Here is a 13,008-nt window from a genome sequence, read left to right on the forward strand (position 1 = left end):
AGGAGGCGGCGAAGAATGACGAAGGCCGAACAGGCACCCCGCGATCCCGCGGACCTGCCCCCCCTGCCCTGGGCCCGACCCGCCAAGAAGGTGCAGGTACGGCAGCCGCTCAGCCGCGAGGCGATCGTGGACGCGGCGCTGGCCCTCGTGGACAAGGAGGGGCTCGACGCGCTGAGCATGCGACGGGTCGCCCAGGAACTGGGCACCGGCGCCGCCTCCCTCTACGCACACGTGGCGAACAAGGAAGAGCTGCTCGCCCTCCTCTTCGACCGGGTGTCGGGCGAGGTGCTGCCGGCCGCGCCCGATCCCGAGCGCTGGCAGGAGCAGATCAAGGAGTTCTGCCGGGAGTCCCGGCGGGCGATGCTCGCCCACCGCGACATGGCCCGCATCGCACTCGGCCAGATCCCGGTCGGGCCCAGCGCGATCATGGTCCTGGAAGGGCTGCTCGGCATCCTCCGGGCCGGCGGCCTGTCCGACCGCGCTGCGGCCTACGGGGCCGACGTGATCGGCAACTACGTCTCGGCCTGCATCCTCGAGGAAAGCCATGCCCAGGGGCACTCCCGTTCCTCGGGCGAAGGCGAAGGTGAGGGCGAGGACGAGGGCGAGGGCGCGGAGCGCGATCAGATGGAGGCCTACTTCGCCTCGCTCCCTCCCGAACGGTTTCCGCACCTCGTGGCCCTTGCCGGCACGCTGATGACCGGCGACGCCGACGAACGCTTCGACTTCGGCCTCGACGTCGTCGTCGCCGGACTGGCCGCCCAGGCGGGGCGTGACTGAGGGCCCTTGAACCAGGCCTGCCGCAGCTCGCTCGCGAGCCCCTCTGCCGCTGGGGGGAGTTAAGTCGGCGCGTCAGGGCGTGCGTGGGCTGGGGTGTCGCAGGTTGTTGCCATGGGCAACCCCCGCACCGGGTCGCCCGGTTCCACGAACCGGCCGGCGCCGACGTCCCTTAAGTACCGAGGGCAAGTACCCCACCCCACCCCACCTGTTCTAGGTGGTCACAGCTGAGGGCGCGCGTCGCGCGAGGGGGTCACCCACACGAGGGGACTGTGCCAACTCGGGTGGATTTCAGGGTGGTTGCTTGGCATATGCTCGCGGCGACCCGAACTGAAAATGCTCGGCCCCCGACGGGACTCGCAATCCACGACGGGGGCCTGGCCACGAGGAAGCGGAACCTTCCCCATGGATGTCCAGAACCTTAGCGCGCCCTTTCCCGTCGCGGGCGTCATCCACGCCAACGTCACCCACACGACGCGCTACACCGTCGTCGGCAACCACCTCGCGCAGCACGAGCACCTCTCGCTCACCGCGATCGGCCTCGCCGCCCACATCCAGTCGCTGTCCGCCGGTACGTGCATCGGCATCAAGACCCTCGCCGGGCGCTTCCCCGAGGGCGAGATCCGCATCGCCGCCGCCCTCCGCGAACTGGAGGCCCACGGCTGCCTGTCCCGAACCCGCGAGCGCCTCCCCAGCGGCCGGATCGTGACCCGTACGGTCTCGTACAACAATCCGGGCGCGGTCGAGCCTCCGGAGCCGGATGTGGACCCCGACCCCGACCCCGAGCCGGACCCGGACCCGGAAGCAGGCCCGGAAGCGGACCCGACGCCGGAGCCGGTACGGGACGAGACCCCCGCCATTCCCGCGAACCCGGCCACCGAGCTGCTGCTCGAACTCCGCCGCCACGACGCCCGCTTCCTGCTCTCCGCACGGGACATCCGGCACCTGGCCCCGGCCGTCGACGCCTGGTTCGCCCGGGGCGCCACCCCCGACGCCATCCGCCGCACGCTCCTCGCCGCCCTCCCGGACACCCTCAAGCACCCGGCGGGCCTGCTCTCCCACCGCCTGAACACTCTGCTGCCGCCCCCGCTCCCCAGAGTGATCCCCGCCCAGGGCCCGCCGCCCATCCAGACCTGCGTCACCTGCGAGGAGGTCGCCTTCCGCGCCTGGGAACCAGGCCGGTGCCCCGACTGCGAGGCGGACGCGGACGCGGACGAGGCGGCGGCGAGGGCCGGGCTCGTCGCCGACGCGGCTTAGTGCGCATGCAGATGTACACGAATCGCCGGCCGCCCGACTGCTGTGACGGGCTGCGGCTCGTTCAGGATGCCCGGTCATGGGGGGCGGCTCGATGTACTCAGTACAGCGGGCGACCTCGTGCTGGTCCGAAGGTTCAGGCGCTGAGCCGCCGCCGGAAAACGGGGCGACCGGGTCGCCCGGGGCGTGGCAGTGTCGGGGCATGTCCGTCGACGTCGCGTATCCGATATTCCGCAGCTCCGACCGCGCCGAAGCCCTGCGCGTGGCCCGGGAGATGGCCGCCGTCGGCCTCCAGCCGTTCAGCTGTGTGACGGTCGAGGCCGAGGCGCACACCCTGGACGAGCTCAAGCGGCTGCGCGACCGGCTGCCGGACGCGTGGGTCACCTGCTGGGACAGCAGGCACGCGCCCGCCGAGCCGCCGCCCGGCCTCCCGGACCTGACCCACTCGCTCCGCGCCCACGAACTACCCGCCGACCTGACCGGTGCGGACCCGTACCTCCCGCTCGAATTCGAGGTCCAGGAGCAGCCGGTCGGCACCGTCGAGGACCACTTCGTCGACGCCGCCGGGCCCTCCCCGGCCCTGCTCCGCTGGGAGGGTCTGCTCTGGCCGGCGGCGCCGGAGGACGACATCTACGGCGAGGGCACGCACGCCGAGGTCACGCTCGTCCTCAACAACGACTCGCGCGTACTCGATGTCCCCGCCGACACCCACCTGGTACTCGTCCACGTCCGCAGCGTCGTGATCGACGGCCGCATGCCCGACTCTGACCACCACGCGAAGTGGCTCGCCGAACGGATCGGCCACGGGATCATCGGCCCCGCGCAGCGCACGTGACCCCGCCGACGAACGCCGCCCACGCGAGGACCATCCCTGAAGGGAGGCCGCAAAGAGGGGAGGAGCGGGCGGCCCGGGGCGTGGCAGTGTCGGGGCATGTCCAATGACGTCGCGTATCCGATCTTCCGCAGCTCCGACGCTCCGAAGCCCTGCGCGTGGCCCGGGAGATGGTGGCCGTCGGCCTGCAGCCGGGGTGCGAGGTGAGCGTGGAGGCCGAGGCGCACACCCTGGACGAGCTCAAGCGGCTGCGTGGCGAACTGCCGGACGCGTGGGTCATCTGCTGGGACGACAGGGGCGCGCCCGCCGAGCCGCCGCCGGGCCTCCCGGACCTGACGCACCCGCTCCGCGCCCACGAACTACCCGACGACCTGACCGGCGCGGAGCCGTACCTCCCGCTCGCCTTCGCGATCAACGAACAGCCCCTCGGTAGCGTCGAGGACCGCTTCGTGAGCGCGGCCGGCGCCGCCCCGGCCGAGCTCCGCTGGGAGCACCTGGTCTGGCCGGCGGCGCCGGAGGACGGGGTGTACGGCGAGGAGGCCACGCACGCCGAGGTCACGCTCGTCCTCAACAACGGCTCGCGCGAACTCACCGTCCCCGCCGACACGCACCTGGTCCTCGTCCATGTTCGTGCCACCGACATGCGCGACGGCCGCATGCCCTACGCGGAACGCCATGCGAAGTGGCTCGCCGAACGGATCGGCCGACAGGTCACCGGCCCCGCGCAGCGCTGGTGACTCCGGACCACCCTCAGCCGCGGGGGTCCCGCTTCATGGCCCACAGGGTCGGGCCGCCGCCCGGCAGTTCGAACTCGTCGCGTACGACGAAGCCGAAGTGCTCGTACACCGGCAGGTTGTCCGGCTTGGAGGACTCCAGGTAGACCGGCAGGCCGTCCGCGTCGGCCTTGGCGAGGCCGGAGCGGAGCAGGGCCGAGCCGTGGCCCAGGCCGCGGGCGGCGGGGCCGGCGCCGATGACGGCGAGGTACCAGTGGGGTTCGGTCGGCCCGTGCTCGGCGGCCGCCATGACGGCCTGCTGGAAGACCGGGGCGCGGTCGCCGAGGATCTCCACGAGCTGCCCGATGGTCTCCGCGTCGGGGACGGCCTTGTCCGCGCCCTCGGGAGACACCCAGAAGGCGGCGGCCGCGTCGGTCCGCTCGCAGACGCCGTGGAGGCCGTACTGCCGGGTGAAGAGGGTCGTGAAGTAGCGGACGAGGCCCGTCTCGCGGGTGGCGGCGTCGGGGAAGAACCACTGCATCATCGGGTCGTCGCCGAAGGCGGAGGCCAGGGTGTGGCCGACCATGCGAGCGTCGTCGATCGTGGCCGTCTTCGGTGTGTTTGCTATGGGCATACGGGTCATTCTGTACCCATGATGATCTTGGTCGGGCGAGGGGGGTGGTCCCTCGCGCTCCGGGCCTGGTCAGGCCGCCTTGGGCCGGGTGCGGAGCAGGCGCACGGCGGCCACGGCCGGCAGCGTGATGCCCACGGCGAGGACGACCAGCAGCTCCGTCGGGCCGAAGCGGGCGGCCAGGAGGACGGCGCCGAGCGCGACGACGACCGGGGTCGCGAGGGTCAGGGCGGTCGTCAGGACCTTGGTGGCCCGGTCCCACGCGTCGGACGTCCACAGCAGGACCAGGCCCACGATCAGGGCGGCCACGGCGGGCAGGGAGCCGCCGAGGCCGGAGAGTCCCGTGATGCCGATCAGGACCGCGGTGACGACGTTCCGCGTCGGGGTCTTGGTCTTCGGGGCCTCCGGGGCCTCCGGGGCGGCCGGCGCCTCCGGCTCCTCCGCGCGGGCCGCGGCCACGATCGCGGAGGGGCTGCCGAGCCGTTCGAGGGCCGCGCGGACGGCCTCCGGGTCCTCCTCGTCCCCGACGGCGACCGCGAGGTGTTCGCGCAGGTCGGCGAGGAGTTCCTCGCGGCGCCCCGCGGGCAGGAAGGACGCATCCCGCTCGATCGTGGCCAGGTAGTCGGTCACGAGGGGGTGTTCGGTGCCGGTCATGCGGAGCCTCCGTGGGATGCGGTCAGGAAGTGGTCGACGCCGTCGCGGAAGCGCGGCCAGCTCTCGGCGAACTCGGTGAGCGCGGTCCTGCCCGGCGCGGTGAGGGTGTAGTAGCGGCGGGCGGGGCCGGTGGCCGACTCGCGCAGCTCGGTGTCGACGAGTCCGTCGCGGCGAAGCCGGGACAGCAGGGGGTAGATCGTGCCCTGGCTGGTGGTCATGACGCTGACCGCGGCCAGTTCGTCGAGGATCTCGACGCCGTAGCGCGGGCCGTCGCGCAGCAGGGCGAGGACGCAGTACTCCAGTACGCCCTTGCGCAGCTGACTGGCGACCTTTCCGGCCGCCTCGGATCTTGCTTCGCCAGGAACCATGTAATGCAAGATACCCCCGAGTGTGCCGCCGATCAACGTCCGCCGCTCGACGGAGAGCCGCATGCGACGATGCCCGGGTGCGAGAACTGCGTGGACTGAACGAGCTGACCCGGGTCGACGAGCCGGCGTGGCCGCTGCTCGAAGAGGAGCTGCGGGCCGCGAAGGTGCCCGTCGAGGTGCTGGACCCCGACCCCGGACAGGCGGCGGCCACCCTCCTCCAGACGCAGGTCACCGTCCGCTCGTACCTGGGGGCGTTCCTCTTCCACACCGGCGGCGTGCTCGTCGACGACGGCTGGCTGCGGGTGTACGGAAGCCCCGCCGCCCACAACGACCGGCGCCTGCCCGGCCTCGCCCGGCTCAACGGCTACCCCGCCGAGCCCGACCCCGACTGGCGCCCCGCCGCCGGGCTCGTCGTCGCACACGACGTGCTCGGCGGGGCCTTCGCGATCCAGGGCGGCACGGAGGAGGAGACCGGACTCCCGGGTAGCCCCGGCGAGATGGTCTACTTCGCGCCCGATTCGCTGCGCTGGGACGCCATCGGCGCCGGGTACGGCGCCTGGCTGTCGTGGGTGCTCGCCGGGGGTGTCGAGGAGTTCTACGAGGGGCTGCGCTGGCCCGGCTGGCGGGACGAGGTGCCGAGCCTGACCGGCGGGGAGGGGCTCAGCCTCTACCCGCCCCTCTGGTCCGCCGAGGCGCACCAGGACCTGGCCGGGACCAGCCGCGCGGTCGTCCCCCTGGAGCAGCTCCTCGGCCTCGGCCGCGAGACGGCCCTGCAGCTCGACGGCGTCGACCCCGGCTTCCTCGGGGCCCCGTGACCGTCTGACGGAGGAGCGTCGCACCGCGGGTCCCCGGGCGCGCCACGCCGATCGCGGAACCCGGCGACAAACGCGTTCCCGCCGCTGCATTCTGGCCGCCGACAGGAAGATCGACGGGGGAGCGTGCGATGTGGTCCGTGGTCTCGGCAGGGGAGTTGCCCGCGCGGGAACGTTTCGACTGGTTCGCCGACCTGGTCACGCGGGAGGTGATGCCCACCGCGCTCAGCGTCGAGCGGCCCGCCGACTTCCAGGCCGAGGCGGCCGTCCTCGACCTGGAGACCGTCCGCGTCGCGCGGTTCGCCTTCTCGCCCCTGCGCTCCCGCCGTACGCCCGCGCTGATCCGGCGCGGCGACCCGGAGCAGTACCAGCTGGGCCTGATGCGGCGGGGCGCCACCGTCCTGTCCCAGCAGCGCAACGACTGCAGCGTCGGCGCCGGCGACCTCGTCTTCTGGGACACCTCGCGGCCCTCCGACGCGGCCATGCCCACCGACGCGGGGCCCGTGCACCTGCTGATGCTCCAACTCCCGCGTGACGTCCTGCCCTTGCGGTCCCGGCGGATCGACCGGCTGCTCGCCAGCCGCATCCCCGGCGGCCACGGGCTCGGCGCGGTCCTCGCCTCCTTCCTCGGCTCCCTGGAGGGCCACGCCGGACAGTGCGCGCCCGAGGACCTGCCACGCCTCGGCTCCGTCGTCGTCGACCTCGTCGCCGCCTGCCTCGCCCAGAACCTCGACGCCGAGGAACAGCTCCCCGCCGAGGCCCGGGCACGGGCGCTGCTCCAGCGGATCCGCACCTTCGTCGACACCCACCTCGGCGACCCCGACCTCACCCCGGCCGCGGTCGCCGCCGCCCACCACGTCTCCGTACGGACCCTCCACCAGCTGTTCCAGGCGCACGGCGACGGGGAGACCGTCCACGCCCGCATCCGGCGCCGCCGCCTCGAACGGTGCCGTGCCGACCTCGCCCGCCCCGAACTCCTCGGGCGTCCCGTGCAGGCCGTCGCCGCGCGGTGGGGGTTCAGCGGCCCGGCGGTCTTCAGCCGCGCCTTCCGGGCGGCGTACGGACTGAGCCCCACCGAGTTCCGTGCGCTGAGCGTCAAGGAGGCCCGCGCCTGACGCACAGCGGGACGGGCGCCCGCGTTCCTAGGCTCGGAGCCGTCCGGCAGGCTTCGAGAGGACGGGGAGGGACCACGATGAGCGGCAACGACAACGGACAGGCGATCTGGGACTTCGACGCGTGAACACAGCACGGACAGACCTCGTGACGACCGTACGTACGGGACGGCTCGACCTCGTCCCGCTCGCCGTCGCGCACGCCGGCGAGATGGCCGGGGTCCTCGCCGACCCCGCCCTGCACACCTTCATCGGCGGCACCCCGCTGACCGAGCCCGAACTGCGGGCCCGGTACGAGCGGCTGGTCGCCGGATCGCCGGACCCGGCCGTCGTCTGGTGCAACTGGGTGGTGCGGCTCCGCGCCCAGGACCGGCTCGCCGGGACCGTGCAGGCCACGGTCACCGGGGGCGGGCGGACCGCCGAGGTCGCGTGGGTGATCGGGACCGGGTGGCAGGGGCGGGGGATCGCCCGCGAGGCGGCCGAGGCGCTCGTCGGACTGCTCGTCGACCGCGGCGTCCGTACCGTCGTCGCCCACGTCCACCCCGACCACACGGCCTCGGCGGCCGTGGCCCGCGCGGCGGGCCTCGCGCCGACGGACGAGCGGCAGGACGGCGAGGTCCGCTGGGAGCTGCGGACCGCCCCGTAAACGAGGTGCGGCCGGGCGGGTCGGCTGTGCAGACTCGCCCCGTGCTCACCGACCACTGGCCGCTCCTGGCCCTCCGTGTCCGTTCCCCCCGCCTGGAGCTGAGGCTCCCCTCCGAGGAGGAGCTCGCCGAGGTGGCCGACGTCGCCGCGCGCGGCGTGCACGCCCCGGGCGCCCGGCCGTTCCTGACACCGTGGACCGACCTGCCGCCCGCCGAGCGGGCCCGGCACGTGATCCAGCTGCACTGGAGCCGCCTCGGGCGGTGGACCCCGCGGGACTGGGCACTGAACCTCGTCGCCTTCCACGAGGGGCGCCCCATCGGCATCCAGGACGTGCGGGCCGTGGACTTCGGCGTCCGGCGCGAGATCGTCTCCGGCTCGTGGCTCGGCCTCGATCACCAGGGCAAGGGCCTCGGCACCGAGATGCGGGTCGCCATGCTGCACCTGGCGTTCGCGGAGCTCGGCACGGTCTCGGCGACGTCGCTGTCCTTCACCGACAACCACTCCTCGGCGACCGTCTCCCGCAAGCTCGGCTACCGCCCCGACGGCATCACCCGCGACGTCCTCCACGGCGAGGTCGTCGAATCCCTCCGCTTCCGCCTCTCCCGGGAGGACTGGGCCGCCCAGGACCACCTGCCGGTGACCGTGGACGGCGTGAAGGGATGCGAGGAGTTCTTCGGGATCGAGGGGGCGTGAGCGCGGAGACGTTCCTCTTCCGGTTCGTGGCCGGCGAACTCGCGGAGCTGGACGTCGAGCGGTTCCGCCGGGAGGTCGAGCCGTACGTGGTGGCGGGGGCGCCGGAGCTCGGTGAGGTCGTCCTGCGCGCGGAGGACGGAGGGACGGCGGAGTTCTTCGTACGCGGCGGAGGCGCCGACGGACCGACCTCCCTGACGGCGATGCACGTCTCAAGTGGCGCCATGCTCGACGTCGTCGCCCGGCTCGCGGAGGCGCTCGGGGCCGTCGTCCTTCCCGTGGGCGGCGCCGCGCTCCTCTTCCACGAGGACCAGCGGCACCATCTTCCACCGGGCCTCCGGGAGGCGGCGCTCGTCATCCCCGCGACGGGCGCGGCTGTCGACGAGGCGATCGCCCGCTCCTGACACGCGCCACGACCACGCCCGCGAGCAGCAGCGCCGCCACCGCCCCCATCGCCAGACCCGCCCGAAGTCCCGGGGGCCGGAACGCGCAGGAGAGTCGGCCGTCCCGGGCCGGGACGGCCAGGAGGCCTCCGTACGAGGTGGGCTCGGCGTCCTCGCAGTGCCAGCCCGCGATGTGCGGGGTCGCCACGACCGTCGCGCCCGTGGAGCCGGGCGGGAGGGCGGCCCGTATGCCGGAGGCCGTGACCTCGATCGAGGTCGCCGCACGCGCGCGGAGGGCCGCCACCGCCGCGTCCAGGCGGTCGTGGTTCAGGCAGCCGAGTTCGCCGCGACCCGGCAGGACCGGCTTCAGGCCGGGTGTCCGCTGCACGCCCAGGGACGTCAGGGCCGCGCTGCGTTTCGGCCGGCCGCCCAGGAGGTGGGTCTCGTGGTCGCCCAGGCGTGCCGTGCCCGTCGCGTTCGGGGACCAGAGGAAGACCTCCGTACCGACCGGGCACGCGCCCGCGTGCGGGGACTCGTACACCCGGGCGCCGAGGAGGAGTTCCTGGTTGCGGAAGGGCGACGGGCCGTAGACCGGGGGCGGGCCCGGGGGCCGTACCGTCACCAGCGGCAGGTACGCGTCCGTACGGACGACCTCGCCGTCCCGCCAGCGCGCGCCCACCCCGAACATCGCGTCCGTCACCGGGTTGTCCAGGCTCAGCAGGTTCCGGCCGCGCGAGGTCCAGCCGCCGCCCAGCGCGGCCAGGGTCTCGGTCAGGACCGCCGGGGTGTGGCTGCTGTAGTACGCGGCGCCCTGGCCGCCCAGGAGCAGCGGATCGTTGCCCGCGACCCGGGGAAGGCCGGAGTCCGTGCGGTACGCGGGCCAGCCGTCGGCCGCCGCGAGCGCCGCCGCCCGCCGCTCGTGCTCCGCGCCCCACGGCGGGTAGTCGTCGAGCCGGGCGAGCCGCTCCCGGTCCGCGTACGCCGTCGTCGCCGCCGCCTGCCCGAGGAGCGTCGCCGTGACCAGGAGCGCGGCGAGGAGTCCGTACCGGCCCCGGCGGGGGAGCAGCAGCGCGCCCGCCACCGCCGCGAGGCCCGCGCCCGCGAGGAGCAGCGCCCACGGGGTGAGGAGGTCGCTCGGCAGGGCCCCGGCCGTGAGGGCCAGGACGACCGCCGCCCCGCCGAGGAGCGACCTGCGGTCCGGGAGGCCGTGCGCGAGGCCCGTCCAGGCGGCGAGCACGAGGACGCCGGAGAGGACGAAGGTCTGGCGGTAGGGGCTGCCGTTCGGGGTGGCGAAGACATGCCAGAGCAGGTGCGTCGGCGTCCACTGCATCGACAGCGCCACCGCCGCGCACAGGCCGCCCCACAGCCACCGCTCCCGGCCCGGCGCGTCCCGGCGGAAGAGCAGCGCCCCCGCGAGCAGCGGCACCGCCGTGCAGACGAAGGCCGCCGGGGTCGCGAAGCTGTACGTCACCGGGAGCAGCCGGGCAAGCACGTCCGTACCGGCCGCCGGCGCGAAGTCCCGGACCACGCCCGGGTAGGCGTGCCGGGAGCCGAGGAAGACCGGGACGAGGACCGGGGCCGCGAGGCCGATCCCGAGGGCCGTCGTCACGGCCGCCCTGAGCAGCGTCCGCCACCGGAAGGAGTCGGTGAGCGCCAGGCGGACCAGGAGCACCAGGGCGGCGCCCAGGGTCGCCATGTACGCGGTGTAGAAGTTCGCGAGCCAGCAGACCGCCACGACCAGCGGGCCCAGGAGCGGCCGCCGGCCCTCCCGTGCCCACTCGCCCACCAGGCAGAGCAGCGGGAAGGCGATCAGGCCGTCCAGCCACATCGGGTTGTACGTGCCCTCCGCGAGCGACCAGCCGCACAGCGCGTACGAGGCGCCCAGGACCGACGCCCACCACCACACGCCGCCCGGGCCGGTCCGCCGCAGCAGGAACGTCATCGCGGCCGCCGCGAGCGCCGTCTTCAGGACGGTGATCCCGTACACCGCGTACTCGATGTCGCCGCGCGGGAAGAGCGCGACCAGCGGGGCGAAGGGGCTCGACAGATAGGTGCCGTAGTCGGGCAGGAAGCTCGTGCCCAGGCCGCCCTGCCAGTCGAGCAGCAGCCCGCCGTCCGCCCGGCCCCGCAGCAGGTCCCACAGGTGCGCGTGGAACGGCACGAACTGGTTGGCGAGGTCGTTGACGGCCCGGTGGCGCGGCCCGAAGGGGAAGACCCGGGCGACCGCGTCCCCGCCGCAGACGGCGACGGCGGACAGCACGGCGGCGAGCAGACAGGAGTGCTTGGTTTTCGGCATGGCGGATCGAATATGACAGCGAAGGAGCGGGAAACGACGGGTCCGGCGGGCCAGTTCACGTGATGGTCGCCTGCTCGCCATCCACCCGGACCGGCCGGGACACCGGGCTCCGTTGTCGTGGTCCGTGTGCTGCTCTCGATCGTCGTCCCGTGCTTCAACGAGGAGGACGTCCTCGCCCGCTTCCACGACCGTGTGACCGCCGAACTCGCCCGTCTCGACGGAGAGTTCGAGCTCGTCTACGTGGACGACGGAAGCCGGGACGGGACCCTCCCGCTCCTCCGGGAGCTCGCCGGGCGTGACCCGGACCGGGTCCGCTACCTCTCCTTCAGCCGCAACTTCGGCAAGGAGGCCGCGATGCTCGCCGGGCTCCGGCACGCCGCCGGCGACGCCGTCGTCATCATGGACGCCGACCTCCAGCACCCGCCGGAGCTCGTGCACCGCATGGTCGCCCTGTACGCCGAGGGGTACGACCAGGTCGTCGCCCGCCGCACCCGCGAGGGCGACCGGGTCACCCGTACCCTCACCGCCCGCCTCTACTACTGGGCGATCAACCGGCTCGTCGACGTCGAGCTCGTCGACGGCGTCGGCGACTTCCGGCTCCTGTCGCGGCGCACCGTCGACGCCGTCCTCGGCCTCGGCGAGTACAACCGCTTCTCCAAGGGCCTCTTCTCCTGGGTCGGCTTCCGCACCACGACCTTCTCCTACGAGAACGCCGTCCGTGAGCAGGGCCGCTCCAAGTGGTCCTTCGGCAAGCTCCTCAACTACGGCCTCGACGGGCTCCTCTCCTTCAACAACAAGCCGCTGCGGGCCGCCGTCCACCTCGGCCTTCTCCTCACCGTCGTCGCCCTCGGCTACGCGGCCTGGATCGTCGGCGACGCCCTCGTCAACGGCGTCGACACCCCCGGCTACGTCACCCTCCTCGTCGCCGTCACCGCGCTCGCCGGCGTGCAGATGGTGATGGCCGGACTGATCGGCGAGTACGTCGGACGCATCTACTACGAGGTGAAGCGGCGGCCGCACTACCTGTTCAAGGAGACGAGCGGAGGTTCGCAGGCGGCCGACACCCGGGTGACGGGTGAGTCGTTGTGGGAAACAGTCGCTCCGAAGTAGTGGCTCCGGCCCCGGCGACTCCCTACCATCGATCACCGCAAGGTCGTTCAACTGACGCACGACCAGCCCGGGAGGCTCCTTTGCACCGCCGCACTGCGCTCACCGTGTCCGCCGCCCTGCTCGCCGCGGCCCCGCTGCTCACCGCCTGCGGCAGTGACGCCCACCCAGGAGCGGCGGCCGTCGTCGGCGGCGAACGGATCGAGGTCTCCAGCGTCCAGGCCCAGGTCGCGGACGTGCGGGCCGCGCAGGCGGCCTCGCCGCAGTCCGCCCAGCTGGTCGCGGCCACCGGCGACCTCGGCCGCCGCAAACTCAACGTCATGATCTTCGACCGGGTCGTCGACAAGGTCGCCCGGGACCAGGGCGTCACCGCCACCCGCGCCGAACTCCAGCAGACCCGGGCCTCCTTCGTCCGCCAGGCCGGTGGCGAGGACCAGCTCGCGGCCGTCCTCCTCCAGGAGCAGGGAGTGGCGCCCGACCAGATCGACGCCTTCGTCCGCCGCAACGTCCTCATGAACAAGATCGCGACGAAGCTGGGCGCCACCAACGACGCCGCGGGCCAGAAGAAGCTGACGGAGGTCTTCTCCGCCGCCTCCAAGGACCTCGCCGTCGACGTGAACCCGCGCTACGGCCGCTGGGACGACACCCAGGTCCGGCTCTCCGACACCACGGCGCCCTGGCTCCGCCAGATCAGCCAGGACCCGGCGGCCGTCCCGTCCGGAGCGTGACCCGGGGTA

At 73.5% G+C, this 13,008-nt stretch carries 15 protein-coding genes; 11 read left to right on the plus strand and 4 right to left on the minus strand.

Features of this window, described 5'->3' with window-relative positions:
• The first annotated feature begins 15 nt into the window (after positions 1–15).
• The 4 genes from AC07AW_RS32770 (at position 16) to AC07AW_RS32785 (ending at position 3,597) form a co-directional block, all read left to right on the plus strand.
• Positions 16–777 carry a TetR/AcrR family transcriptional regulator gene (locus AC07AW_RS32770; RefSeq protein WP_478819096.1) on the plus strand — a complete coding sequence of 254 codons (762 nt, stop codon included), beginning with the start codon at positions 16–18 and terminating at the stop codon, positions 775–777.
• 402 nt (positions 778–1,179) lie between these two features.
• A complete protein-coding gene (locus tag AC07AW_RS32775; protein WP_478819097.1) occupies positions 1,180–2,031 on the plus strand; it encodes a helix-turn-helix domain-containing protein in 852 nt (283 codons plus the stop codon).
• A gap of 199 nt (positions 2,032–2,230) precedes the next feature.
• Positions 2,231–2,863, plus strand: a complete 633-nt coding sequence (locus AC07AW_RS32780; protein WP_478819098.1) for a hypothetical protein — start codon at positions 2,231–2,233, stop codon at positions 2,861–2,863.
• A 155-nt stretch (positions 2,864–3,018) separates the two neighbouring features.
• On the plus strand, positions 3,019–3,597 hold the full coding sequence (locus AC07AW_RS32785; protein ID WP_478819099.1) for a hypothetical protein: 579 nt from the start codon (positions 3,019–3,021) through the stop codon (positions 3,595–3,597).
• A gap of 13 nt (positions 3,598–3,610) precedes the next feature.
• On the opposite strand, the gene AC07AW_RS32790 is transcribed toward AC07AW_RS32785, so the two are convergent.
• Genes AC07AW_RS32790 through AC07AW_RS32800 form a run of 3 tightly spaced genes read right to left on the minus strand, consistent with a single transcriptional unit; the run spans position 3,611 to position 5,226 of the window.
• Positions 3,611–4,216: a GNAT family N-acetyltransferase gene (locus AC07AW_RS32790; RefSeq protein ID WP_478819100.1), complete on the minus strand. Its 606-nt coding sequence runs from the start codon at positions 4,214–4,216 to the stop codon at positions 3,611–3,613.
• Between the two features lie 60 nt (positions 4,217–4,276).
• Entirely contained in the window at positions 4,277–4,858 is a 582-nt protein-coding gene (locus AC07AW_RS32795; RefSeq protein ID WP_478819101.1) for an HAAS signaling domain-containing protein, read from the minus strand.
• Positions 4,855–5,226 (minus strand): PadR family transcriptional regulator, encoded by a 372-nt coding sequence (locus AC07AW_RS32800; RefSeq protein WP_190105300.1) that lies wholly within the window; start codon positions 5,224–5,226, stop codon positions 4,855–4,857. Before AC07AW_RS32800 ends, AC07AW_RS32795 begins: the two co-directional genes overlap by 4 nt.
• A 77-nt stretch (positions 5,227–5,303) precedes the next feature.
• Between AC07AW_RS32800 and AC07AW_RS32805 the strand changes: the two genes are divergently transcribed.
• From AC07AW_RS32805 to AC07AW_RS32825, 5 genes are all read left to right on the plus strand, one after another.
• Positions 5,304–6,041 (plus strand): DUF2625 domain-containing protein, encoded by a 738-nt coding sequence (locus tag AC07AW_RS32805; RefSeq protein WP_478819102.1) that lies wholly within the window; start codon positions 5,304–5,306, stop codon positions 6,039–6,041.
• Between the two features lie 128 nt (positions 6,042–6,169).
• Positions 6,170–7,153, plus strand: a complete 984-nt coding sequence (locus AC07AW_RS32810) for an AraC-like ligand-binding domain-containing protein (protein WP_478819103.1) — start codon at positions 6,170–6,172, stop codon at positions 7,151–7,153.
• 145 nt (positions 7,154–7,298) lie between these two features.
• Positions 7,299–7,796, plus strand: coding sequence for a GNAT family N-acetyltransferase (locus tag AC07AW_RS32815; protein ID WP_478819104.1), 498 nt, complete (start codon positions 7,299–7,301; stop codon positions 7,794–7,796).
• A gap of 41 nt (positions 7,797–7,837) precedes the next feature.
• Positions 7,838–8,488, plus strand: coding sequence for a GNAT family N-acetyltransferase (locus AC07AW_RS32820; protein WP_478819105.1), 651 nt, complete (start codon positions 7,838–7,840; stop codon positions 8,486–8,488).
• Positions 8,485–8,889, plus strand: a complete 405-nt coding sequence (locus AC07AW_RS32825; protein ID WP_478819106.1) for a hypothetical protein — start codon at positions 8,485–8,487, stop codon at positions 8,887–8,889. Before AC07AW_RS32820 ends, AC07AW_RS32825 begins: the two co-directional genes overlap by 4 nt.
• Here the strand turns inward: AC07AW_RS32825 and AC07AW_RS32830 are convergent.
• Entirely contained in the window at positions 8,840–11,164 is a 2,325-nt protein-coding gene (locus tag AC07AW_RS32830; protein ID WP_478819107.1) for a YfhO family protein, read from the minus strand. The two genes, AC07AW_RS32825 and AC07AW_RS32830, sit on opposite strands and share 50 nt — an antisense overlap.
• 126 nt (positions 11,165–11,290) lie before the next feature.
• Between AC07AW_RS32830 and AC07AW_RS32835 the strand changes: the two genes are divergently transcribed.
• Both AC07AW_RS32835 and AC07AW_RS32840 read left to right on the plus strand, forming a co-directional pair.
• A complete protein-coding gene (locus AC07AW_RS32835; RefSeq protein ID WP_478819108.1) occupies positions 11,291–12,274 on the plus strand; it encodes a glycosyltransferase family 2 protein in 984 nt (327 codons plus the stop codon).
• Between the two features lie 80 nt (positions 12,275–12,354).
• Positions 12,355–12,999, plus strand: a complete 645-nt coding sequence (locus AC07AW_RS32840) for a SurA N-terminal domain-containing protein (protein ID WP_478819109.1) — start codon at positions 12,355–12,357, stop codon at positions 12,997–12,999.
• The last annotated feature ends 9 nt before the right edge of the window (positions 13,000–13,008 follow it).

The sequence above is a fragment of the Streptomyces sp. NPDC044003 genome (genome assembly GCF_056435185.1).